Source organism: Aeribacillus sp. FSL K6-2848 (genome assembly GCF_038004325.1).
GTDB classification, from domain to species: Bacteria; Bacillota; Bacilli; order Bacillales; family Aeribacillaceae; genus Aeribacillus; species Aeribacillus composti.
On record NZ_JBBOQQ010000001.1, the window covers coordinates 402,446 to 425,335 of the forward strand.

At 38.5% G+C, this 22,890-nt stretch carries 25 protein-coding genes, 1 pseudogene and 2 other annotated features; of the genes and pseudogenes, 21 read left to right on the top strand and 5 right to left on the bottom strand.

The genetic code is table 11. The features are described from left to right. Positions 1–6: 6 nt before the first annotated feature. Positions 7–486, bottom strand: a complete 480-nt coding sequence (locus NSS70_RS02000) for a ferritin family protein (protein WP_066247086.1) — start codon at positions 484–486, stop codon at positions 7–9. Between the two features lie 188 nt (positions 487–674). After that, positions 675–924 (top strand) — a binding site (T-box leader). 54 nt (positions 925–978) lie between these two features. Continuing rightward, positions 979–1,231 (top strand) — a binding site (T-box leader). Between the two features lie 185 nt (positions 1,232–1,416). Between NSS70_RS02000 and NSS70_RS02005 the strand changes: the two genes are divergently transcribed. Together NSS70_RS02005 and NSS70_RS02010 are read left to right on the top strand one after the other, a co-directional pair. Further along, on the top strand, positions 1,417–2,487 hold the full coding sequence (locus tag NSS70_RS02005) for a branched-chain amino acid aminotransferase (protein WP_063388219.1): 1,071 nt from the start codon (positions 1,417–1,419) through the stop codon (positions 2,485–2,487). Between the two features lie 141 nt (positions 2,488–2,628). Beyond that, complete coding sequence (locus NSS70_RS02010; RefSeq protein WP_339199943.1) at positions 2,629–3,423, top strand: HAD family hydrolase; 795 nt, start codon at positions 2,629–2,631, stop codon at positions 3,421–3,423. A 223-nt stretch (positions 3,424–3,646) separates the two neighbouring features. Here the strand turns inward: NSS70_RS02010 and NSS70_RS02015 are convergent, their stop codons facing one another. Further along, positions 3,647–3,967, bottom strand: a complete 321-nt coding sequence (locus tag NSS70_RS02015) for a thioredoxin family protein (RefSeq protein ID WP_063388220.1) — start codon at positions 3,965–3,967, stop codon at positions 3,647–3,649. 160 nt (positions 3,968–4,127) lie between these two features. Here NSS70_RS02015 and NSS70_RS02020 point away from each other — a divergent pair, with 160 nt between their 5' ends. Continuing rightward, on the top strand, positions 4,128–5,225 hold the full coding sequence (locus tag NSS70_RS02020) for a D-alanine--D-alanine ligase (protein WP_339198457.1): 1,098 nt from the start codon (positions 4,128–4,130) through the stop codon (positions 5,223–5,225). 56 nt (positions 5,226–5,281) lie between these two features. After that, positions 5,282–6,646, top strand: coding sequence for a UDP-N-acetylmuramoyl-tripeptide--D-alanyl-D-alanine ligase (locus tag NSS70_RS02025; RefSeq protein WP_339198460.1), 1,365 nt, complete (start codon positions 5,282–5,284; stop codon positions 6,644–6,646). Between the two features lie 63 nt (positions 6,647–6,709). Here the strand turns inward: NSS70_RS02025 and tnpB are convergent, their stop codons facing one another. Continuing rightward, positions 6,710–7,831 (bottom strand): IS200/IS605 family element RNA-guided endonuclease TnpB, encoded by a 1,122-nt coding sequence (gene tnpB / locus NSS70_RS02030; RefSeq protein WP_339210888.1) that lies wholly within the window; start codon positions 7,829–7,831, stop codon positions 6,710–6,712. Positions 7,832–7,919: 88 nt separating this feature from the next. On the opposite strand from tnpB, the gene NSS70_RS02035 reads away from it, so the two are divergent. The 4 genes from NSS70_RS02035 to NSS70_RS02050 all read left to right on the top strand — a co-directional run bounded on the left by NSS70_RS02035 (position 7,920) and on the right by NSS70_RS02050 (position 11,847). Continuing rightward, positions 7,920–8,063, top strand: a complete 144-nt coding sequence (locus NSS70_RS02035) for a ribbon-helix-helix domain-containing protein (protein WP_339198465.1) — start codon at positions 7,920–7,922, stop codon at positions 8,061–8,063. Between the two features lie 371 nt (positions 8,064–8,434). Then, complete coding sequence (locus NSS70_RS02040) at positions 8,435–9,814, top strand: DEAD/DEAH box helicase (protein WP_063388241.1); 1,380 nt, start codon at positions 8,435–8,437, stop codon at positions 9,812–9,814. 136 nt (positions 9,815–9,950) lie between these two features. Continuing rightward, positions 9,951–10,430, top strand: a complete 480-nt coding sequence (locus NSS70_RS02045) for a PH domain-containing protein (protein WP_063388223.1) — start codon at positions 9,951–9,953, stop codon at positions 10,428–10,430. Then, entirely contained in the window at positions 10,420–11,847 is a 1,428-nt protein-coding gene (locus NSS70_RS02050) for a PH domain-containing protein (protein WP_063388224.1), read from the top strand. Before NSS70_RS02045 ends, NSS70_RS02050 begins: the two co-directional genes overlap by 11 nt. A gap of 172 nt (positions 11,848–12,019) precedes the next feature. Here NSS70_RS02050 and NSS70_RS02055 read toward each other — a convergent pair. After that, a pseudogene (locus tag NSS70_RS02055) lies at positions 12,020–12,604 on the bottom strand (rhomboid family intramembrane serine protease); the annotation flags it as partial. 97 nt (positions 12,605–12,701) lie between these two features. On the opposite strand from NSS70_RS02055, the gene acpS reads away from it, so the two are divergent. The 5 genes from acpS (at position 12,702) to ndoA (ending at position 16,256) form a co-directional block, all read left to right on the top strand. Next, positions 12,702–13,064, top strand: a complete 363-nt coding sequence (gene acpS / locus NSS70_RS02060; RefSeq protein WP_063388226.1) for a holo-ACP synthase — start codon at positions 12,702–12,704, stop codon at positions 13,062–13,064. Between the two features lie 123 nt (positions 13,065–13,187). Continuing rightward, positions 13,188–14,204 carry a LolA family protein gene (locus tag NSS70_RS02065; protein ID WP_165381955.1) on the top strand — a complete coding sequence of 339 codons (1,017 nt, stop codon included), beginning with the start codon at positions 13,188–13,190 and terminating at the stop codon, positions 14,202–14,204. A 113-nt stretch (positions 14,205–14,317) separates the two neighbouring features. Further along, complete coding sequence (alr, locus tag NSS70_RS02070) at positions 14,318–15,472, top strand: alanine racemase (protein WP_144596845.1); 1,155 nt, start codon at positions 14,318–14,320, stop codon at positions 15,470–15,472. 147 nt (positions 15,473–15,619) lie between these two features. Next, entirely contained in the window at positions 15,620–15,901 is a 282-nt protein-coding gene (locus NSS70_RS02075; protein ID WP_063388229.1) for a CopG family ribbon-helix-helix protein, read from the top strand. A gap of 4 nt (positions 15,902–15,905) precedes the next feature. Beyond that, a complete protein-coding gene (gene ndoA, locus NSS70_RS02080) occupies positions 15,906–16,256 on the top strand; it encodes a type II toxin-antitoxin system endoribonuclease NdoA (RefSeq protein ID WP_063388230.1) in 351 nt (116 codons plus the stop codon). A 169-nt stretch (positions 16,257–16,425) separates the two neighbouring features. On the opposite strand, the gene NSS70_RS02085 is transcribed toward ndoA, so the two are convergent. Beyond that, positions 16,426–17,541, bottom strand: coding sequence for an IS4 family transposase (locus tag NSS70_RS02085; protein ID WP_003352762.1), 1,116 nt, complete (start codon positions 17,539–17,541; stop codon positions 16,426–16,428). A gap of 502 nt (positions 17,542–18,043) precedes the next feature. On the opposite strand from NSS70_RS02085, the gene NSS70_RS02090 reads away from it, so the two are divergent. From NSS70_RS02090 to NSS70_RS02125, 8 genes are read left to right on the top strand one after another with little or no spacing between them, the layout of a single operon-like run. Beyond that, the gene (locus NSS70_RS02090; protein ID WP_144596843.1) at positions 18,044–18,877 is read left to right on the top strand and encodes an STAS domain-containing protein; all 834 of its coding nucleotides are present in this window, start codon (positions 18,044–18,046) and stop codon (positions 18,875–18,877) included. Beyond that, on the top strand, positions 18,877–19,239 hold the full coding sequence (locus NSS70_RS02095) for an STAS domain-containing protein (RefSeq protein ID WP_340882457.1): 363 nt from the start codon (positions 18,877–18,879) through the stop codon (positions 19,237–19,239). Before NSS70_RS02090 ends, NSS70_RS02095 begins: the two co-directional genes overlap by 1 nt. Before the next feature lies 1 nt (position 19,240). Then, positions 19,241–19,642 (top strand): anti-sigma regulatory factor, encoded by a 402-nt coding sequence (locus NSS70_RS02100; protein WP_063388232.1) that lies wholly within the window; start codon positions 19,241–19,243, stop codon positions 19,640–19,642. Between the two features lie 9 nt (positions 19,643–19,651). Further along, the gene (locus tag NSS70_RS02105) at positions 19,652–20,659 is read left to right on the top strand and encodes a PP2C family protein-serine/threonine phosphatase (protein WP_066247065.1); all 1,008 of its coding nucleotides are present in this window, start codon (positions 19,652–19,654) and stop codon (positions 20,657–20,659) included. A gap of 60 nt (positions 20,660–20,719) precedes the next feature. Continuing rightward, a complete protein-coding gene (locus tag NSS70_RS02110) occupies positions 20,720–21,043 on the top strand; it encodes an anti-sigma factor antagonist (RefSeq protein ID WP_063388234.1) in 324 nt (107 codons plus the stop codon). Further along, positions 21,043–21,525 (top strand): anti-sigma B factor RsbW, encoded by a 483-nt coding sequence (rsbW, locus tag NSS70_RS02115; protein WP_063388235.1) that lies wholly within the window; start codon positions 21,043–21,045, stop codon positions 21,523–21,525. Before NSS70_RS02110 ends, rsbW begins: the two co-directional genes overlap by 1 nt. Continuing rightward, positions 21,491–22,276: an RNA polymerase sigma factor SigB gene (gene sigB / locus NSS70_RS02120; protein WP_340880865.1), complete on the top strand. Its 786-nt coding sequence runs from the start codon at positions 21,491–21,493 to the stop codon at positions 22,274–22,276. The genes rsbW and sigB overlap by 35 nt, the downstream gene beginning before the upstream one ends. Next, positions 22,273–22,872 (top strand): PP2C family serine/threonine-protein phosphatase, encoded by a 600-nt coding sequence (locus tag NSS70_RS02125; protein ID WP_340732589.1) that lies wholly within the window; start codon positions 22,273–22,275, stop codon positions 22,870–22,872. The genes sigB and NSS70_RS02125 overlap by 4 nt, the downstream gene beginning before the upstream one ends. The last annotated feature ends 18 nt before the right edge of the window (positions 22,873–22,890 follow it).

The following is a 22,890-nucleotide window of genomic DNA, read 5'->3' on the forward strand; positions in this document are numbered from 1 at the left end:
TTTCGACTATTTCTTGTTTAGTACGTGGCTAAATCTTAACGCATGTTCAATTTCATCAGTCATGGCTCTAAAAAAAGCATCTCGAATCATTGGATCTTGTGTAGATAAATAATTATCGCGGTATGTCTCATATGCTTCCAATTCTTGTTCATAAGCGATCCGCAGACCTTCTTGGAAATTTCGGAATCGAGTTATTTTTGTTTGATAAACCGGTTTTTTTCCTGTTAATGTTTGATAAAGCTGCGTGAATGTTCGTAAATGTATTTTTTCGTCTTCTAGCGCATGTTCAATTGCCTGTCTCTGTTCAGAAGTTTCCGCCGCCTTTGCCAATCTTGTGTAAAAATCAATAGCACTTGCTTCAGAAGAAATTCCGTTTAAGATAGCCTTCAGTATATTGTCAATGGAGCTGTTGTTTCTATTTTGTCTAATGAAGCTGTGGTCGTAAACTGGATAATAGTAGTTTACATAATGTGTATTAGCATACATGCAAATATCCCACCTTTCATTTTTCTTATGTCAGTTTATTCAGATATAGAGAAAAAGTGATGAATTGGGTGAAATCGAGACGTGTCGGAAACAAATTTTTTATAAAAACTAAATTCTTATTGACTTAAAACGAAAGAGGTTATATAATCATTTTCAAAATTATTTACTAAATAAATTATTTTCAGATAAGAAAAGCAAAGAAAAGGAGCAGTAAAAGAGGCCGGTGGCGCATAGAGAGCTGACCCGCAGGCTGAAAGGTCGGTCGTTCACCACTCTTTGAAGGTCACCTTGGAGCTTTGTTTTAGAAATAGCGCAAGCTAAAGTATAAAGCAACGGTTCTTCCGTTATCAAGAAAAGTCATGTACGTGACTTGCTGAGTCTGTATTTCGCGAGGAATACAGAAAAGTTGAGTGGTACCGCGAAAAACTCGCCTCAACAATCCAATATTTCTTTTTGGATTGGGGCGAGTTTTTATTTTGATAATTTCATATGAAAAAGGTGAGGAAAAGGAGCAGTAGAAGAGAGCGATGACGTATTAGAGAGCTGACCCATAGGCTGAAAGGCCAGCCGTTATCTCTCTTTGAAGATCGCCTTGGAGCCTTGTTTTAGAAATGGCTTTTTGCCAAAGTATAAAACAACGGATCTTCCGTTACGAAGAAAGTCATCTATGTGTGACTTGCTGAGTCTGTATTCTGTGAGGAATACAGAGAAGCTGGGTGGTACCGCGAAGCATCTCGCCCCAGCAATCAACCGATGTTTTATGCGTTGGTGATTGCTGGGGCATGTTTTTTTAATTGGCTATTTCGCCATGCTGCCCGCTAAAAGAAAAGCCCGATTTAGCCAATCAAGCATTCAATAAAAATTGGCAACCAAATAGGTCTAGTCAGCAGCGCACAATAAAATTAAAATAATGAGAAAGGATGGATGAACATGAATCAAGTTATTGAATTTATTAAATCGGACCGGTTAAAAGAAAAGCCTGATCTTGAATCGTTAGGATTTGGAAAACATTTTACAGACCATATGTTTATATTGGATTATAATAAGGTGCAAGGGTGGCATTCCCCTCGTATAGTGCCGTTTGAACCGTTGGTGCTCTCGCCGTCAGCAATGGTATTTCATTACGGGCAAGCAATTTTTGAAGGGCTGAAAGCTTATAAAACGAATGACGGTCGCACATTGTTATTCAGACCGGATAAAAATATAGAGCGATTGAACCGCTCTTGCGAACGAATGTGTATTCCGCCCATTGACCCTGATTTAGTATTGGAAGCCATTGTGCGGCTTGTTGAAGTGGAAAGAGATTGGATTCCAAATAAAGAAGGCACTTCTTTATATATCAGACCGTTCATCATTGCAACGGAACCATATTTAGGAGTTAGACCAGCAAGCGAATACAAGTTTATGATTATCCTGTCGCCAGTTGGAGCTTACTATTCAGGCCGTCAGCTCGTTCCTGTAAAAATTTATGTTGAAGATGAATATGTTCGCGCTGTACCGGGAGGAGTTGGTCATGTTAAAACATCCGGAAACTATGCAGCTAGCTTATACGCCCAAAAAAAAGCGGAGGAATTAGGATACGATCAGGTGCTCTGGCTCGATGGAAAAGAAAATAAATATGTAGAAGAAGTTGGAAGCATGAACATTTTCTTCAAAATCAACGGTGAAGTGTACACGCCAAAATTAAACGGAAGCATTTTGAGCGGTATAACAAGAGACTCCGTTATCCAGCTAGTGAAAGATTGGGGAGTACCGGTGCATGAAGAACGCATTTCAATAGAAGATATCTTCAATGCCTACAAAAACGGGGAATTGGAAGAAGTTTTCGGAACAGGAACAGCAGCGGTAATTTCGCCGGTCGGAGAGCTGAAATGGAATGAGCATAAAATGCTATTGAATAATTCTGAAACAGGCGAGTTTTCTAAAAAGCTTTATGAAACGATCACGAACATTCAATACGGAAAAGCGGAAGACAAGTTCGGCTGGACGAAAGAGGTATAATTCAATTTTATATTGATTTCAAATAAAATTTATTAAGGTGCCATCCATCTTTATTTGCTTTCGAATCAGAAATATTGGCAGTGTCAAAAAATTGTTTTTAGGTAAGAATGGAACAGAATATGGAGAGGAGATAGATGATTGATTAAAGCTGTTTTTTTTGACTTAGATGATACACTTCTTTGGGATGAAAAAAGCGTCAGCGACACATTCCAATATGTTTGCACCACAGCCGAAGAACAATACGGGGTTGATTCAAAACAGCTTGAGGAAGCGGTTCGTCAAGAAGCGAGAAAATTGTATGAATCTTATGAAACATATCCATTTACAAAAATGATTGGCATCAATCCGTTTGAAGGCCTTTGGGCAAATTTTAGCGAAATCGTGCACGAACAGTTTGGGAAGCTTAATCAATTGGCGCCTGTTTACAGAAAAGATGCTTGGACGAACGGTTTGAAGGCGGTCGGTATAGATGATGCTGAATTCGGGGAAAAGCTGGCTGAGCTTTTTCATGCAGAACGGCGCAAAAGACCGCTCGTATATGAAGATACATTTGAAGTATTAGAACAGCTGAAACAAAACTATCGTTTGCTTCTTTTAACAAACGGGGATCCAAGCCTGCAAAAAGAAAAGATTGCTAGTGTTTCTGCTCTCTCATCGTATTTTGAGCATATTGTCATTTCAGGTGAGTTCGGCAAAGGTAAGCCTGATCCGTCAATTTTTGAACACGCACTAAACTTAATGGGTGTTCAAAGCAATGAAGTGGTAATGGTTGGAGACAAACTGAGCACTGACATACTTGGGGCATCACGGACAAATATCCGGTCTGTTTGGATAAATCGAAAGCAGTTGGAGCTTAGCGGAGATGTCACTCCAGACTATGAAATCAGCCAATTAAGAGATTTATTGACGGTTTTAGAGGATTTAAAAAAGGAATAGAAATACTTTGATAGGAAAAGAATGAGGCTGGACTGGATGAAAAAACATCCGAAGTCCAGTTTTTTTAGATTCGTGCTTTTTATGAAAGGGCTGTCTTAGAAAATCAAATCGCCATTGAAAACAAAAAATCATAAACACCGATATATCAACGTTTCTAAAACATTCATGGGGGCGTCAATAAGCCGTAAAAACGACTTATTAGACACCCCCAGCGGCTTTTTCTTTATTTAAGATGCGAGCCTAAAAATTCTTTCACTTCCTCAGGTGTTTTTGCGTATGCGCTGTGCAGATGAGCGATTTTTTCGTTGTTTTTAAAAATTAAAATGCTTGGAATTCCCATTACTTGATATTTTTCAGCTAGGTCGGGGAATTGATCTTTATTGATCTCATACCATTCATATTGACCGTATTCTTCTAAAATGTCGCCGATAAACATGTCCATTCTTTTGCAATCAGGGCACCAATCGGCAAAAAACTTGATGATGGTTTCTTGATTGCTCTGAATCACTTGTTCAAACTGTTCTGCTGTCTCTATTGGCTTCATTGGATAACCCCTCCTTCCTTCGTATTTATTTTAATTCATGGTAAAGAAGAAGTGAATTTTTTTCTCCCGCAAATAAATTGTTCGGCAATGATAACAAAAACAACCTATATAATGATAAAATAAAACAGATGATTTTTTTCAAAACGGGAGGAAAAAATAAATGGCAATCAAACTGGCGCTTGTATATGGGGGCAAATCTGCCGAGCATCAAGTATCATTACAAACAGCTCGGGCAGTAATAAACGCTCTCGATAAAAATAAATTTGACATACATCCAATTTACATTACGGAGCAAGGGCAATGGGTAAAAGGAAAGCAATTGAACGGTCCAGTTGAAAGAGTAGAAGACTTGAAGTTTCTAGCGGGAAATTCCGAAGCTGGAGAAAAAGGTGAACATTTGCCGGTACCTTTCAGTCAAGAGCTATTTAACGCTCCAGGAAGCGCTGATCCAGTCCATGTCGTATTTCCGCTATTGCATGGACCGAATGGTGAAGATGGAACGATACAAGGAATGCTGGAATTGCTGAATATACCTTATGTTGGGAATGGAGTTTTGGCTTCAGCAGCGGGAATGGATAAAATCATTATGAAAAATTTATTTGCCCAAGCAGGACTTGCTCAGGCAAAGTACGTTTGGTTTACGAGCAAAGACTGGGAAAAAGATAAAGAGAAGGTTTTTCAAAAAGTCGAGGAGCAGCTCGGGTATCCTTGCTTTGTAAAGCCAGCCAACCTCGGCTCAAGCGTAGGTATCAGCAAGGCAAAAGATCGGCAATCGCTCATTCAATCTATTGAAGAAGCGTTTCTGTATGATCGGAAGCTGATTATTGAAGAAAGTATTGATGGAAGGGAAGTTGAAATCGGAGTAATTGGAAATGATGAACCGATCTGCTCTGTTGTTGGGGAAATTGCTCCGAAAAAAGAGTTTTACGATTATAAAGCGAAATATGAAGACGGAGATACGGAACTCATTATTCCAGCTGACATAACGGAAGAGCAATATGAACAAATCAAGAAAATGGCGCTGAAAGCATTTAAAGCTATCGATGGTTCTGGACTTGTTCGGGCAGACTTTTTCTTGAGAAAAGACGGAACACCGTTGATCAATGAAGTGAACACAATGCCTGGATTTACGCCGTTTAGCATGTTCCCTCTTTTATGGAAGCACAGCGGCATCGATTATCCGGCGTTGATTGAAAAATTGGTTCAGCTTGGAATCGAGCGATATGAACTAAAACAGAGAATCAAGTATACTATTTAAAGATCGTTCTTAGGGCGGCTGTGTAAAGCCGCCTTTTGAAAGGAGAACAAAAAAGCATGATAAAACGGCAATTATCAGCAATTAAGCAGATGGCAAACAACGCAGAATTAAAAGAGGAATTTGAGAAGATTACCATCGAAGGAGTAACGACTGATTCGCGGAATGTCCGTAAAGGAAACTTATTTGTACCCATTATTGGCGAAAAGTTTAATGGACATGACTTTGTCGAGAAAGCGTTCGAAAATGGTGCTCATGCCTCCTTATGGTCTAGATCAGTCCCGAATCCGCCGCAAGACAAACCATTGATCATTGTCGACGATACCTTGGCAGCATTGCAGCAGATTGCTTCTCACTATTTGTTGGCAGTAAACCCAAAAGTAGTAGGGATTACAGGCTCTAATGGCAAAACAACGACAAAAGATATGATCGCATCGGTTGTGGGCACTCGGTATCGCGTGCATAAAACGAAAGGGAATTTCAACAACCATATCGGTCTGCCTTTAACAATATTAGATATGCCTGAAGATACAGAAGTGGCCGTATTAGAAATGGGCATGAATGCTAAGGGAGAAATTGAATTATTATCATCAATTGCACGTCCTGATATAGCCGTCATTACCAATATCGGCGATGCTCATTTACAAGATTTAGGCTCTCGTGAAGGGATTGCGGAAGCAAAGCTTGAAATTATAAAGGGTTTAAAAGAGAATGGAACGCTCATTTATCATGGTGATGAGCCTTTGTTAAAAAAAGACTATTCATGTCAAACCGTAACGTTTGGAGAAAATAAAAACAATAATCTTTTTCCGACATCAATGGAGCTGTTGGGTGAAGGAACACGGTTTCGCGCCAATATAGCTGAACAGCCTTTTTTTATCCCTGTTTTAGGCCGTCACAATGTTTTAAACGCATTGGCAGCGATCGCTGTTGGAGAACTGCTAAAGATCGGACTGGATCGTATTGAAAAAGGGCTTCGCGATTTGAAAATAACAAACATGAGACTTGAATTGATTCAAACGAAGAACGGTCTGTCCATCATAAATGATGCATATAACGCGAATCCTACAGCGATGAAAGCAGCCATTGATCTAGTCCATGGTCTAAAAGGATATTCGCAAAAAATTCTTGTCTTAGGGGATATGCTGGAGCTTGGCGAAAGAGAAGTTGAACTTCATCAAGAAGTAGGAATGATGCTGTCTGATCAAGAAATTGATCACCTCTTTACATTTGGAAAACTCGGAAAAGAAATTGCCGTTGGTGCAAAGAAAGTTATAGATGAAAGAAAAATTCATGTGTTTTTTGACAAAGATGAACTCATTCATGAATTAAAGAAAGCTCTAGGCTCAAAAGATCTTGTGTTAGTGAAAGCGTCCAGAGGAATGAAGCTGGAAGATGTTGTTCATGCATTAATGAAAGATTGAACTACCACTAGGCTAAAGCCGCAGTGGATTCTTAGGTAGAAGGTTCTAACGAACCTTAATTTACTAAGCTATCCCCGTAGTTCCTACGGTTAGAAGCCTTATGGCTTCATTTTTGATATTGATACTTGCGTTAATATCTCGGTCATGATGGGTATAACAATTAGGGCACTCCCATTCACGCAACGCAAGATTTTTAACGTCTTTGTTTTGGTAGCCACAACACGAACAAAGCTGACTAGATGGAAAATTTTTCGCCACCGTTACAACTTGCTTTCCGTACCACTTTGCTTTGTACTCTAACATGGTTCTGAACTGTGACCATGATATTTCACTGATTGCCTTTGCAAGATTACCATTTTTAAGCATATTACTAACAGACAAATTTTCTATCCCGATAATGTCGTGGTTTTTGACAATCTCGGTTGAAATTTTGTCTAAATAATCCTTACGAGTATTGGCAATCTTTTCATGGATGCGAGCAACTTTAATTCGTTGCTTATTCCAATTAGAACTACCTTTCTTACGTCTTGAAAGAATACGTTGTGCTTTTGCTAATTTCTTTTCTAGCTTACGAAACCATTTAGGGTTTGTATATTTTGTTCCATCAGAAAGAATAGCGAAGTCCTTTAAGCCAACATCTATGCCAACGGCTGAACCTGTTTTCGGCAACTCTTGTACTTCTGTTTCAACCAAAATGGACACAAAGTATTTGCCACTTGGATTTCGTCTAACAGTCGCACTAAGAATACGACCTTCTACTTCTCGACTTTTGGCAAACTTAACAAGACCAAGTTTAGGTAGCTTAATTTTGTTATCTATAATGGCTATATTTCCGTTTGTATACTTAGTCGTGTAAGATTGAACCTTATTCTTCTTAGACTTGAAACGTGGTTTATCGTTTTGTTTCTTGAAAAAACGATTGTACGCATCCACAAGGTTTTTGAGTGATGATTGAAGAGCGATGCTGTCTACTTCTTTTAACCACACTAATTCCTTTTTTAGTTGTGTTAATTGAGAAGAACAAGCGTTATAAGTTAATCCTTTACCTGTTTCCTTGTAAATATCATTCCATTTTGCTAAAAAATGATTAAATACAAATCGACAGCAACCAAATGTTTTATTAATTAATATTTCTTGTTCTTTGTTTGGGTAGATTCTAAATTTATACACCTTATTTATCATCATTGATTTTCACCTCCCTGTTTGTGTATTATTATAATATACATTGATTATATCATGTATTATTTTAATACACAATGGGGGTTTTAAAAAAATGTCGCAAGTTTTGAATATGCGTTATCCAAAAGAGTTACTGAAACGAATTGACGAATTCAAAGAAAAGAAAGGTTTTACAACTCGTACCCAAACAATTATTTATCTCATTCAATATGCACTCGAACAGTTGGACAAAAATTAGGGCTTACATCCCCTAACCTAAAGGTATAGGGGTTTTACGCCCACCTTATAAAATAAAATAAAACATCATTTTGCTTGTGCTTTTGTTTTTATGCTTTTTTATCTATAGTGCGGTAAGTTGAAATAGATTGATGGAAATGGTATGATAACACCTGCGGTGAATGGATAAAAATCCCTATGCGTACTTTCCAGCAAAAATCGGAGTTTACACTATTCTCACGACTATGATAAGCTTACAGTTTCTAGAAAATACGCACAAGAGCCTTTTTATCCAGCAGCGCTTAATAAAAGTCTTAAAGGAGTTTGGAAAAATTGACAAATTTGTTTCACCAGTTCGGGTTGAGTCCGGAGCTGTTAAAATCAATAAAAAGAATGGGCTTTGAAGAAGCGACTCCCATTCAAATGCAGGCGATCCCTTTAGGCTTGAACAATAAAGACATCATTGGACAAGCGCAAACAGGGACAGGAAAAACAGCAGCTTTTGGCATCCCTTTAGTAGAAAAAATTAATGTTCATGATTCAGCTGTTCAAGCGATTGTGATAGCCCCAACACGGGAACTTGCTATACAAGTATCAGAAGAGTTATATAAAATCGGCTATGATAAACGGACAAGAGTATTGCCGATTTACGGAGGCCAGGACATTTCCAGGCAGATTCGGGCTTTGAAGAAGCCTCCCCACATCATTGTTGGAACACCTGGAAGGTTATTGGATCACATACGGCGCAATACGCTGCGGCTTGATTCTGTGCACACTGTCGTTTTAGATGAAGCGGATGAAATGCTCAACATGGGGTTTATTGATGATATTGAGCACATTCTTTCAAATATTCCTAGGGAGCGTCAAACCCTTCTATTTTCTGCGACAATGCCTGGTCCAATTAAATCAATTGCAGAACGCTTTATGAAAAATCCGACTCATGTCCGTGTAAAAGCGAAAGAAGTAACGGTTCCAAATGTGCAGCAATATTATTTAGAAGTGCCTGAAAAACAAAAATTTGACGTTTTGACAAGACTTCTTGATCTGCAATCACCGGAGCTTGCGATTGTGTTTGGCAGGACAAAGCGCCGAGTGGACGAACTTTCTGAAGCATTAAATGTCCGCGGCTATTCAGCAGAAGGAATTCATGGCGATTTAAGCCAAGCGAAACGCTTATCTGTTTTGAACAAATTTAAAAATGGAGCCATTGATGTACTTGTTGCAACAGACGTAGCAGCCAGAGGGCTTGATATATCTGGTATCACCCATATATATAATTTTGATGTACCTCAAGACCCTGAAAGCTATGTGCATAGAATTGGAAGAACAGGACGGGCTGGGAAGTCAGGAAAAGCGATGACGTTTATAACCGCAAGGGAACGCGGTATTTTGGAAACCATTGAGCATACAACAAAAAGAAAAATGGATCGAATGCGTCCTCCTACTTTAGATGAAGCACTAGTAGGAAAACAAAAAATGACGGTCGAAAAAATTTGCTCTGTAGTGGAAACTGAAAATTTAGATCAGTATAAAAATTTTGCTGCGGAGCTATTGGAAAAATATGATTCCGTCCCATTGCTTGCAGCAGCTATTAAAATGTTAACGAAGGAGCCGGATACGACACCTGTAAAATTGACGGAGGAACCTCCTCTCCCTATGAAGAAAGAAAAAAGCAGAAATAAACGAAAGCTTGATTTAAAAAACAAACGGGTTGGACGGAAACGCTCCTTTCATTCAGCAAGATCGACAAAAGGATCGGCTAGCCCAAAATAATTGGAATGAAAAAGAATAATCAGACATGGAAAAAGAGGCATTCCAAAACTTGGAGCTGCCTCCTTTTTATATATTTGAAACTTTTTGCCTAAATGAAACGTAATTTTTTACAGAAGGAGACAAGGGAGGGAAAAACTTGCGGCGCGAACCACAAAATCGCATTAGTCCTAAAGCTGTTACTGTATGGAAGATCACTGCGGCTATTTGGAGCATCGTTGAGTTGCTGGTGATCATAGGCATATCTTTATTGATATTTTTTTTCAACTGGCCGAAATGGATTATTCCTATATTGGCAATTATTTGGTTGGTGTCTTCTATTTGTTCCATTTTCATTTTTCCAAATATTCGGTTGAAAATATGGCGATATGAAGTTCATGAGAATGAACTGGATTTGCAGCATGGATTGTTTACAGTTACCCGTGTGCTTGTTCCAATGGTGAGAGTTCAGCATGTAGATACCTCACAAGGACCGATTTTAAGAAAATATAACTTGGCGACTGTAACTATTTCCACTGCAGCAACGGTTCACGAGATTCCTGCCCTGGAAATGGAAGAAGCGGATCAGCTTCGCGATTATATCTCGAAATTGGCACGGGAGGCGAAGGATGATGTATGATCAGAAAAGATTGCATCCCGTAGCTGTTTTAGTGAAAATTGCGAAGGCGATTAAAGAAATTATAGTAACGAATATTTTCTTGTTTGTCACAAACATAGGAAACATCCGGTCGTTTTTATTGATCGGAACGATTCTAGCACTTATACTCACGATCATTTCCAGTGTGTTAAATTGGTTGAAATTTACTTATCGCATTGAAGAAAATGAATTTCGTGTTGAGCAGGGCGTTTTTTTAAAAAAAAATCGATATATACCGATTGAAAGAATTCAATCCATAAATGTAACCGCCGGTTTCATCCAGCGCCTCTTCGGTGTAGTGAAGCTTGAAATCGAAACAGCGGGCGGCATGGGCGAAGCAGAGGTTGAACTTAGCGCCATACGGAAAGAAGAGGCAGAACAGATTCGGACAATCATCAAGGAGCAAAAAAGACAAATAGCACAAGGAGAAGCAGAGCAAGACAAACTGGAAGAAGGAAGGGTTCTTTACAAAATAAGCTTTAACGAACTGCTTATTACTGCAGCAACTTCAAGCGGCTTAGGGGTTGCTCTGTCAATCGTAGCCTTTTTAAGCCAATTTGATGAAATTATTCCGTACGAAAAAATATTTGACAAGCTGGAATGGATTGTCCATGCAAGTGTGACGATGATTGTCATCTTATGTTTGATTGGTTTGATCATTGCGTGGATTATAAGCTTTATCGGGGTTTTACTCCAGTACGGAGATTTTACAGTTCGAGAAGAAGCCGGACAAATTATTATTTCAAGTGGCATTTTTGAAAAAAAACAGATTTCTATACCAATAGATCGTATTCAAGCAATTAAAGTAACAGAAAATTGGCTGCGCCAGCCTTTTGGATATGCAACTGTACATATTGAATCGGCGGGAGGAGGAAGTGACAAGGATGTCGAGACCATTTTGTTTCCGTTAATTCGGAAGAAACAAGTTAAAGAAAAGGTTGAAAGCTTTTTCCATTTGACGATAAACGAGACACTGCACCCGGTTCCGCGGCGTGCGCTGTCCAGATTTTTGCTCCGTATGCTGATTTTATCACTTCTCATAGCCGTCCCTTTATGCTTGTTTTTTAAACCATGGGGCTACTTATCACTTATTCTCATTCCTTTTGCACTGGTGCTCGGATATTTTCAATATAAAGATACAGGTTGGTATTTAAATGGAAAAGAATTGACGCTGTCTTTCCGCGTGTTGAATAAGACAACCGTCTTTTTCGAAAAAAAGCGGATTCAATCATTGGAATTGAAACAATCCTATTTTCAGAGACAAAAAGATCTGACTTCTGTTCAGTGCAGTATTATTTCCAAGTCTACTGGAAGCTTTTTTGCTGTTAAAAACCTCGAGGAAAAGGACGGAATGGAAATTTATAAATGGTTTTCAAGAAGAAGTGAAGGACAAGTTTAGAAGCTCCCATCTCTCATGTGGATGGGAGTGATTTAAATTTTTACAACACATATAAAATAGCCGCAAGTATAAAAACGAAAACAAAAATCCATATCGACCATTTTTTGAAAAATAATTTCATTCCTTCCTGCCGAACCGGTTGATGATAATACGTATAATGAATGAAGCTTGGTTTTTTACGGACAAACACTTTACCTAGCAAAAATCCAGCCAGAAGTCCTGTTACATGTGCAACTACATTGATATGGGCATCAATAAAAGACAGTACGAGAGCTATGGCTGTAACCGTTAAGATCATTTGAGAGTTTTTTTGATCCATATATTCCTTTCGGAAAAAACAGATGAACATGTACGTGCCCAAAATGCCAAAAATCGCCCCTGAAGCTCCTGCATGAGAATAATCCATTGGCATGATCAAATAGGTTGCAATGTTGGCTATAATGCCTGATGCACTGTAAATGACCAGAAAATAAATTGACTTTACCATTCGTTCCAGCGGCGGGGCAAAAATAATAAGTGTGATTGTATTAAACAAAAGATGGGAAAAGCTAGTATGCAAAAAAATTGGTGTAATGAGCCGCCACCATTCCCCTGAATGAACCCCTGCATTGTATCCGGTTAAAAAAGAAAATAGAAGCGTAAATATTGGGAAAGAAAGTTTCATCATAATCCATAACACAACATGTATGCAGCTTATGATCGTGACAGCAGGATAAAGGCGAATAAAAGTGTGAAGGCTTTCTGTTCTGCGAAACATGTGAATTCTCCTTTTCAACAGGACAAGTATTCTATAATCATTTGTATGATTTTCAATTTATAAATAGTACAGTAGAAAATTAAAGGGATGTGATGGTGTGATCGTTGGGATTGGACTTGATATCGTTGAAATGGACAGGATGAAAGATATTATGGAGCGGAGATCCAACATTATTGACAGAATCTTATCGTTTCGCGAAAAGGAAATCTTTAATAAATTGCGGGATTCAAGACAATTGGAGTTTTTGGCAGGCAGATTTGCCGCTAAAGAAGCATTTAGCAAAGCATTAGGGACAGGAATCGGAAAGACAGTGGGCTTTTTAGATATTGAAATTTTACATGATGAAAAAGGGAAACCGATCATTGTGCAAAATATTACATCAGACCGGGTGTTTGTGACAATCACTCATTCAAAAAATTTTGCTGCTGCACAAGTAATCATTGAAAGCCTGTCAAGCTAGTCTGCATATTTGCTGACCTTGCCTCATATAGTTGTAATGCGGTAGGGGAGACAAGTCAGAAATTGTTCACTGACTCTTCAAAACTTCCTAGTGACGCTAATTGAGGCAAAGGGGTTGAAAAATTTGACGAGAGGCGTAAAGCTCGTGATTGTCTGTCTGCTTTTTGTGGGATTAATATCTGCATGTGGCGTAAAATCAAAAGAAGACGTTTCAAGTGCATTGAACAAAAAAATTGAAGAATTAAAAGGCTATAAGGTGAACGCCAAAATGACGATCAAAACAGCGGAAGAGCCGCATGTGTATGAAGTGGAAATTTGGCACAAAAAGCCCCATTATTATCGAGTGCTATTAAAAAATGATGACAGGGATCAAAGCCAAATTATTTTAAGAAATGATGATGGGGTATTTGTTCTGACTCCTGCTTTGAACAAAAGCTTCCGTTTCCAAAGCAATTGGCCGCAAAATTCGAGTCAAGCTTACCTGTATGAATCGCTTGTCCAAGATATATTGAAGGATAAAGAAGCGAAATTCGAAGTCGGGGAAAAGAACTATGTATTTGAAACAAAAACCAATTATCAAAACAATCAAATGCTCCCATACCAAAAAATTGCATTTCATAAGAAAAATTTGACACCTTCATATGTGAAAGTGATGGATGTTGATCGGAATGCGCTTGTTTCTGTTGAATTTTCCAATTTTGAATCGAATCCAAAATTTGATAAAAATGCCTTTGAAATAGAAAAAACGATGTCCAATGCCCAAGTGGATATTCCTGTTTTGGCTCAATCAGCGAACAAACAATTTGCTGTTCTTTATCCGCTTAAGGAAGACTTGCCGGAAGGTGTCGATCTCGTCCAAGAAAAAGAGCTGAATACAGATAGCGGAAAACGAGTAGTATTAACTTACGGAGGCGAAAAATCATTTACTCTTATTGAGGAGCTTGCGGAAGTTTCACCAGTTACCTCTTCAGAATTTGTCAGCGGAGAGCTGGTCGATTTAGGGTTTGCAGTTGGAGCGCTGACCGACAATTCTTTAACATGGACATATAATGGTGTGGATTATATGCTCGCTTCAAACGAACTGACGCAAGAAGAAATGATTGCAGTTGCTCGTTCTGTACAAAGCCAATCAGGGAAGTAGTAAAATTGAGCGGCAAAAGAAACGATCTTCTGCCGCCTTTTTTATGTACTATTGTTTAAAAAGAAACAGTGATATAAAATAAACAAAACGATATCGTTGGAGATGAAATTAAGATGCAGAACTATTTCCGAGATACATGGGCAGAAATTAATTTAGATCATATTGAAGCGAACATTCATGGATTAAAGGAACATTTGCCGAATGAAACTGAAATTATTGCTGTTGTGAAAGCTAATGCTTATGGTCATGGAGATGTGGAAGTTGCCCAAGCAGCATTGTCAGCAGGTGCTGCTAAATTAGCAGTCGCTTTTCTAGATGAAGCATTGAAATTGAGACAAGCAGGAATAAAGGCCCCTATCCTCGTTTTAGGAGCGGTAAGACCAGAAGATGTTACAGTTGCAGGAGAAAATGGGATAAGTGTGACTGCCTATTCAGCTGAATGGCTGGAAAGTGCTGGGAAATATTTAGGGAAAACATCAGTCAACATCCACTTGAAATTAGACACAGGTATGGGACGGATCGGAATAAGAGATAAAAAAGAACTCGAACAAGCCATTTCGCTCATAAAGGGACAGCAGTTATGTCGATTAGAAGGTATATTCACTCATTTTGCCACAGCAGACGAACACGATACAGCATATTTTGAACAGCAATATGAACGTTTCCTGGAATTATTGCAAATCGTGGATACAGACGGTTTGATTATTCATTGTGCTAACAGTGCTGCGACTCTTCGCTTTCCAACAAAAACTTTTAATGCGGTTCGCTTTGGCATTTCCATGTATGGTTTGGCGCCGTCGGAATTTATCAAAAGCACGCTGCCTTTTCCGTTATATGAAGCCTTTTCTTTACACTCAAAGATTGTTCATATTAAAAAAATAAAAAAAGGGGAAAAAGTAAGTTACGGAGCAACATACGCAGCGAAAGAGGAGGAATGGATTGGTACGGTTCCAATCGGTTATGCTGATGGATGGATTCGAAAATTGACTGGTTCGGAAGTTCTTGTCGATGGAAGGCGCGTTCCTATTATCGGGCGCATTTGCATGGATCAACTGATGATTAAGCTTCCGGAAAAAAAACCTGTCGGGACAAAAGTGACACTTATCGGTTCACAAGGCAATGACATGATTTCAGTCGATGAAGTGGCCAAACGGCTGGAAACGATTAATTATGAAATTCCATGCATGATCAATTGGCGGGTTCCTCGGATTTATATAAGAAATGGTGGCAAAACAAACGTAAGAAATCCTCTGCTTACTGAAAAATGAAGAAACTTGAATAAAATATTCATATCAATGCCGATAATATTGAAGAAATTATTTGAAAAATGGCTTTGCTTCAACGAATATAAATGTTAATATTAATATTGGAATAAAATGATTTCGGCTTTGTAGGAACGGTGGAGGTGTATTTTGGTGTCTGAATCCAGCTCAACAACGGAAATTATTGTTCGATTGCCACAAGCACTTGTTTCTGAATTAGATGGAATCGTGAAACAGGAAAACGGAAACAGAAGTGAATTTATTTATCAAGCAATGAAAATGTATTTGAGAGAGCGTAAAAAACGCCAAATTCGCGAGTCAATGAGACGCGGTTATATGGAAATGGCGAAGATCAATCTAAATATTGCATCGGAGGCTTTTCTGGCAGAGTATGAGGCTGAACACACCGTTGAACGCTTAGTTAGCGGGGGGTAATCTTTTGATTGTTAAACGCGGCGACGTTTATTTTGCTGATTTATCCCCTGTAGTTGGTTCAGAGCAAGGCGGCGTTCGTCCAGTTTTAATTATCCAAAATGATATAGGGAATCGTTTTAGTCCAACGGTGATCGTAGCCGCTATTACAGCACAAATTCAAAAAGCAAAATTGCCGACTCATGTTGAAATTGATGCGAAAAAATATGGATTTGAACGGGATTCGGTCATTTTGCTTGAGCAGATTAGAACGATTGATAAACAACGGTTAACGGATAAAATTACCCATCTTGATGATGAAATGATGGATAAAGTGGACGATGCCTTACAAATCAGTTTAGGCCTGATCGATTTCTAATATTTTTTACGTATATTTCAACGCATTAGCATTGCATAAATATAGTTAGAATTTTCTGTTAATTAATTTTTGTGAATTTGTGCCAAAAAGACAAAACCTAAAGAAAGGTGGCACTGCCCATTTGGTAAATATATACAGTTAAACCAGAGCGACAACGACAAAAGGGAGATTATGGACTGGCTCGCCCATCAAATTTTCGCAACCAAACATAAGCTGGTTTCCACAGAGCTCTCTTTAACCAACGAGTAATTCGAAGTAGGGATTTCTTACTTTTCATCTCCAATTGAATGAGAACATGTAAGCAATACGTGATCAGGGCTAAGAAAATTTGATTTTGAATAGCTGTTTCACTCATTCCATAAAAGTGCTTAATTTCTACGTGTTGCTTGAGCCATTTGAAAAAGAGTTCAATAGCCCAGCGAGATCGGTAAATATCACTTATCTCTTCTGGTTTTAAATCAAATCGGTTGGTGATGAAACGAAGTAAGTTCCCTTTTGTGTCCATAACTTCTAGTAGACGAAAGACATTTTCAGTACGATTTTGTGTGGTACCAATGTAGACCATTTTATCGGATAGAACGTGACAATCATCAGGAAGTGAAAATGTATAGACTTCACGAATGACTGCGTTTTTCTTCAGTCTTGAAACGAAGAAATAGCCATCATCTGTCATCCGATCAAAACGTTCATAGTCCACATAACCGCGGTCAAACACATACATGGCTTCTTGATCATCCACTAGGACTTCGAGTTGATTTCGGTCATGTTCTTTTGCTGTCGTAATCACTGCTTTTTCAGGATAGACGGTGTCTTTATCCATGAAAACGAGCCGTAAGTGTAGCTTTACACCAGCTTTTGTTTTCCGGAATTTTGCCCATTTATAATGGGTCAAATTCAACGGGAGTGTACTTGAATCAATGATTTTCAGTGGCATATTCTTTCCGTTTTTATAATGGTACCGTTGAATTTTCCAAACAAGATCCAAGAACAAATTTGCAAGAATTAGTGGGTGGATCTGATTGTTTTTTCGGGATAGCTGAGAGGCACTTATCGATTCAAATCCGAGTGCTTTTTGAAGATCTTCGTCTACAAGTGCATCACTCATTTCCTCTAAGCTCTTAAATTCGAGCAGCTGGGCTACCAATAAAAGTTTAATATAGGCTTCTGTTGTCAGCTTTTTTGTGTAATAGTCCTGTTTCAATTCTTTGACTTGTTCGCTAAGTTTTTGAATATTTATGGGTGAAACCCATTTACCAAATGATGAAATTAGTGTATTCTTGTCCATAATGGTTATCCTTTACGATTGGATTTGGGCAGGAACCACCTGTACTTCCATTGTAAAGGATTTTTTTGTTTCGAAATCAATAAAAAATTGAACATTCTTAGTATTTTGAATCATCAGATTTAATTACTGCAATGCTAGTGATTTCAACGATCTTTTCAAAAGGACTGCCTGCAGGTAGAATGTTTAAGATAAATAAGATTGAAAAAATGTCCACAGTTGCGAAACTGTGGTATTTTTGATTTTTGCGCAAAAATGAACAGACGTGCTGACAAGCTGCATTCGCTTTTTTAAACGACGAAGCATTTAAAAACAGCATCTTCCATAGTCGAGAAGCGAAAGGAAGATTTGCCGCGTTCCCTTTATAAAATAGCTGTAAGCAATGAATGCGACAGCTTAGCAGATATTGTGGAAGAAAAATGATAAAAACGGGAACATATCTATAATTTTTTTTATTTTTCTATAAAAGTTGAAAAGGCCAAGTTTTTGAAAGGAGACATGCAACATGTCACTGAAAATTTCTGGAATAGTTGAATTTATCCGAATGCATCGAGACGAGATTATGAAGGATTGGATTGATCGCTTCAACAAGGCTGATGCTCAATCAATTTCCGCTGAGTCTGATCAAATTGATCAAGCAATTGCTGCAGAATATGTGAATATTCTCATCGAATGGAGCAAAAACAAAGAAGATGAATTTTCCAGAAAAATTCATGAATTTTCAAAACGGATTGTCCAGCTTGACTGGCCAATGGACAAAATTGCTCAATGCTTACATACTTTTGAAAAAATATTATTTGCTAAATTGCTTGAGAAACAAATACCGGGTGATCCGCTTGAATTATTATCGGAGATAGAGAAAGTTACCTCGCCGGTTAATCGGGAAGTATTTCTGCAATATACCTCTTCATATGAAAGAACCATTAATCTCCAAAAAATGGCTCTGCAAGAATTGTCTGCGCCGTTAATTCCGGTTTTTGATAGCATCACTGTTATGCCATTGATTGGAACGATTGATACGGACCGTGCCAAAAGAATTATGGAAAATTTATTAAAAGGGGTCGTTAAATACCGTTCTGAAGTGGTGCTGATTGATATAACCGGCGTGCCTGTTGTGGATACGATGGTAGCCCATCACATTATACAAGCTGCAGAAGCAGTTCGTCTTGTAGGAGCAAAAAGCTTGCTTGTCGGCATTCGCCCTGAAATTGCGCAAACGATAGTGAATCTGGGCATTGATTTAAGTCAAATTACGACGAAAAATACCCTTCAAAAAGGCATTGAAGCTGCACTTGAAATGACCAATCGAAAAATTGTTTCAATGGGTGAACGCAGATGATGAAAACATCAAGAATACCTATTTTAAAACTGTATAATAATCTATTAATTTCAATACAGTGGGAGCTGGACGACAAAACAGCGATGCAATTTCAGGAAGATTTATTAAAGAAAATTCATGAAACAGGAGCAACAGGTGTTGTCATTGATTTAACTTCGGTTGATGTCATTGATTCATTTATCGCCAAGATTTTAGGGGACTGTGTCAACATGTCTAAGTTAATGGGGGCGACGGTCGTATTGACAGGTATTCAGCCTGCAGTGGCTATTACGCTGATCGAATTAGGCATTGAACTGGAAGATATTCATACTGCGCTTGACTTGGAAAAAGGGCTGGAATTGCTTAAGGAGCTGGAGGATTAGAATGGATGGCCAATCCTGTGTAATGATTATGAACGAATGGGATATTGTGGCTGCCCGCCAATTGGGTCGTCATGCTGCGAAAGAACTTGGATTCGGCGCAGTGGACCAAGCCCGGATTACCACCGCAATATCAGAATTAGCAAGGAACATTTATCATTATGCAAATGGTGGGAAAATTTACATCGACAAAATTGAAGAAAAAGAAAAAAAAGGAATTAAAATTACCGCCTCTGATCATGGGCCGGGAATTCCTGATATTCGCAAGGCAATGGAGGATGGATTTACGACGTCAGGAGGACTTGGGGCTGGATTGCCTGGTGTTAAGCGCTTAATGGACGAATTTTATATCGACTCAAAGACAGGCGAAGGGACCGTTGTACAAGTGGTGAAATGGCTTCGTTAGGAGGATTTTATGGCGTTTGATGATGATATTCAAATGAAATATAAAGAGATGTTAGCAAATTACATTCAAGAACTGACCGAACAAGCTTTATATGAAGGGCAGCGCTTCAGTTGGAAAGCAATTGAACATAAAATACCGCCTGAGGAAATCATCAACATCCATTTAAAAGTTTTAAAAGAATTATTTCCAGACATACCAAAAAAGATTTTAGATTCCTTTGACTTTTTATTGGAGGTAATGGTTGGTTATGGTCTGGCTTATCAAGAACATCAATTTTTGAGGGGCAGGCAGCTTGAGCTGAAATCCGAAATTGAAATTGCAGCAAACGTACAGCAGGCACTGCTGCAAACAAATATTCCAAAAGTCGAAGAATTGGACATAGGGGTCATCAGCGTTCCTGCCAAAATTATGAACGGAGATTATTACCAGTTTGCAGAACATGAAAACACAATGAGCGTTGCGATTGCGGATGTCATAGGCAAAGGCATACCTGCAGCATTGTGTATATCAATGATTAAATATGCGATGGACAGCCTCCTGGAATCAAGGCAAAATCCGAGTTACATATTAGAAAATTTAAATAGAGTTGTTGAACAAAACATCGATGTCAATATGTTTATTACCATGTTTTTTGGTAAGTACGATTTTCGGACGAATAAGATTACATATGCATCTGCAGGACATGAACCGGGCTTTTATTATTGCGCCAGCGAGGATCACTTTTATGACCTTCAATCAAAAGGGCTTGTTTTAGGTGTTGACCGGCAAGTGAAATATGAGCAATATGAATTAAATCTTTTCCAAAACGATATGATTATTCTTTTGTCAGATGGAGTAACTGAAACAAGAACGAAGGAAGGATTTATTGATAGAGCTGCAGTGACGAGCGCCATCCGAGCTCATTTACATTTGCCTGCTCAGCAAATAGTAGAAAATATTTATAAAGATTTTGAGAAAATGCAAGGTTTTCAATTGCGGGATGATTTCACCTTAATCATTATGAAAAAAAATGTTTAAACGGCTTCGAAAAAGGGTATAAGTGAATGGATGATTTTGTCTTTTATGAGGGGGATCAGAATGAATCTTGAAATTGATATTAAAAGGGAAAAAAAGGTTTCGTATGTGCATCTAAAAGGAGAGATTGATGCCTATACTGCGCCAGCGCTAAAAAATAAACTTGCGCCCATTTCTGAGGAAAGCGAACCTTTTATTGAAGTCAACCTAAAAGATGTTGAATATATGGACTCAACCGGATTAGGAGTTTTTGTCGGATTGTTGAAAACGGTCAGAAAACAAGGCGGAAAGCTGAAATTGACAAATTTGTCGCCGCGGCTGGAGCGCTTATTTCATATTACCGGTTTGGACAGCATCATCGAGATTTCAAGAAAAGGTGAGGATTAATGGATAAATGTATTGATTACATTGAAATGAAAATACCTGCGAAAACTGAGTATATAGGGATTGTCAGATTGACTCTATCCGGTATCGCCAATAGAATGGGGTACACATATGATGACATTGAAGATTTAAAGATTGCCGTCAGTGAAGCGTGTACAAATGCGGTGCAGCATGCCTACGGTCATAATGAAAACGGTGAAGTGAGAATCGGCTTCAGCTTGTTTGAAAATCGATTAGAGATCACTGTTTCAGACGATGGAAAAAATTTCGATTTATCAAAAATGAAAGAAAACACCGGGCCTTATTCTCCTTCCATGCCGATTGAAAAATTGAGCGAGGGCGGTTTAGGTTTGTTTCTAATTAAAACGCTCATGGATGAAGTGACAATCGATATGAACTCAGGAGTAACTGTCAAGATGTCCAAGCTTTTAAATGAGGAGCGAATGAGAAATGAACAAACCTCATGGTCAAAAACGAAGCAATAACGAAATCCATGAACTCATTCGTCAAGTTCAGGAAAATAAAGATGAAAAAGCACAAGAACAAATTATTGAACTTTATCAGCCAATTGTTGTTGCACTGGCAAAAAAGTACTCAAGTTCGAAAATGTATCAGGAGGATTTGGTACAGGTCGGGATGATCGGTTTATTGGGAGCGATTGATCGCTTCGACCCAACAGTTGGGAAATCATTTGATGCGTTTGTTGTTCCAACGATTATTGGAGAAATCAAACGCTATCTTCGGGATAAAACGTGGAGCGTCCATGTGCCCCGCAGAATGAAAGAACTTGGACCAAAAATAAATGCAGCGGTGGAGCAGTTGACGAGTCAGCTGGAGCGCTCTCCGAAGGTCAAGGAAATAGCAGAATATTTAGGAGCAGCTGAGGAAGAAGTTTTGGAAGCTATGGAAATGGTCAAAAACTATCATACGCTTTCTGTTGATCACTCAATAGAAGCTGGACCGGATGGAACCGCGGTCACCATTTTAGATCTTGTCGGACAAAAAGACGAGGGCTTTGAACGCATTCTTCAAAAACTGACTATTGAAAACATTATGCACGTTTTAACTGAGAGAGAAAAAGAAATTATTCTACATTCTTTTTATCATAACCGCAGTCAAAAAGAAATAGGTGAAATTTTAGGTATCTCCCAAATGCATGTTTCCAGACTATTGCGCCAAGCATTAAAAAAATTTAAAAAAGCTGTTCACGCTGATCCAATGGAGATAGGGCAATGATTCAATATCAAGAAACTGAACATATTCAATTTTTGACATGTCAGGTTGGAAAAGTAGGCAGTGCTTATTGTGGAGACAGTTTTTTCACCTGTACGGACGAGCATAGATTTGTTTGTGTTGTCGCAGATGGGTTGGGAAGTGGACAAGCTGCGCGTGAATCATCTGAAATCATATGCCAAACGGTGAAGCAATACCAGCAGGAAACTGTACATGAGATTTTTAAACAGTGCCATAAGAAATTAAAAGGTAAAAGAGGCGCGACAGTCGGAATATTAAAAGTGGATTTCGCAGACAAAACTATTACATACGGCTCGGTAGGAAACGTTCGTTTCATCTTATATTTGCCTTCTGGGGAATACATTTATCCAATTCCAACCGCTGGATATTTACCTGGTAAAATGAAGAAATATCGCATCCGCACTTTTTCATATGAAAAAGGGTCAAAATTTATTATTCACACTGATGGCCTTTATGCTTCAAACATTAAAACGGCGTTAAAAGATCATTCTTCTATTCACGAGATTGCGAAAGGCTTCAATAAATTTCTTTCCGATCGGACAGATGATTTAACTTATATAATCGGGCAGCTTTTTTAATTGTTGGGACAATCGGAT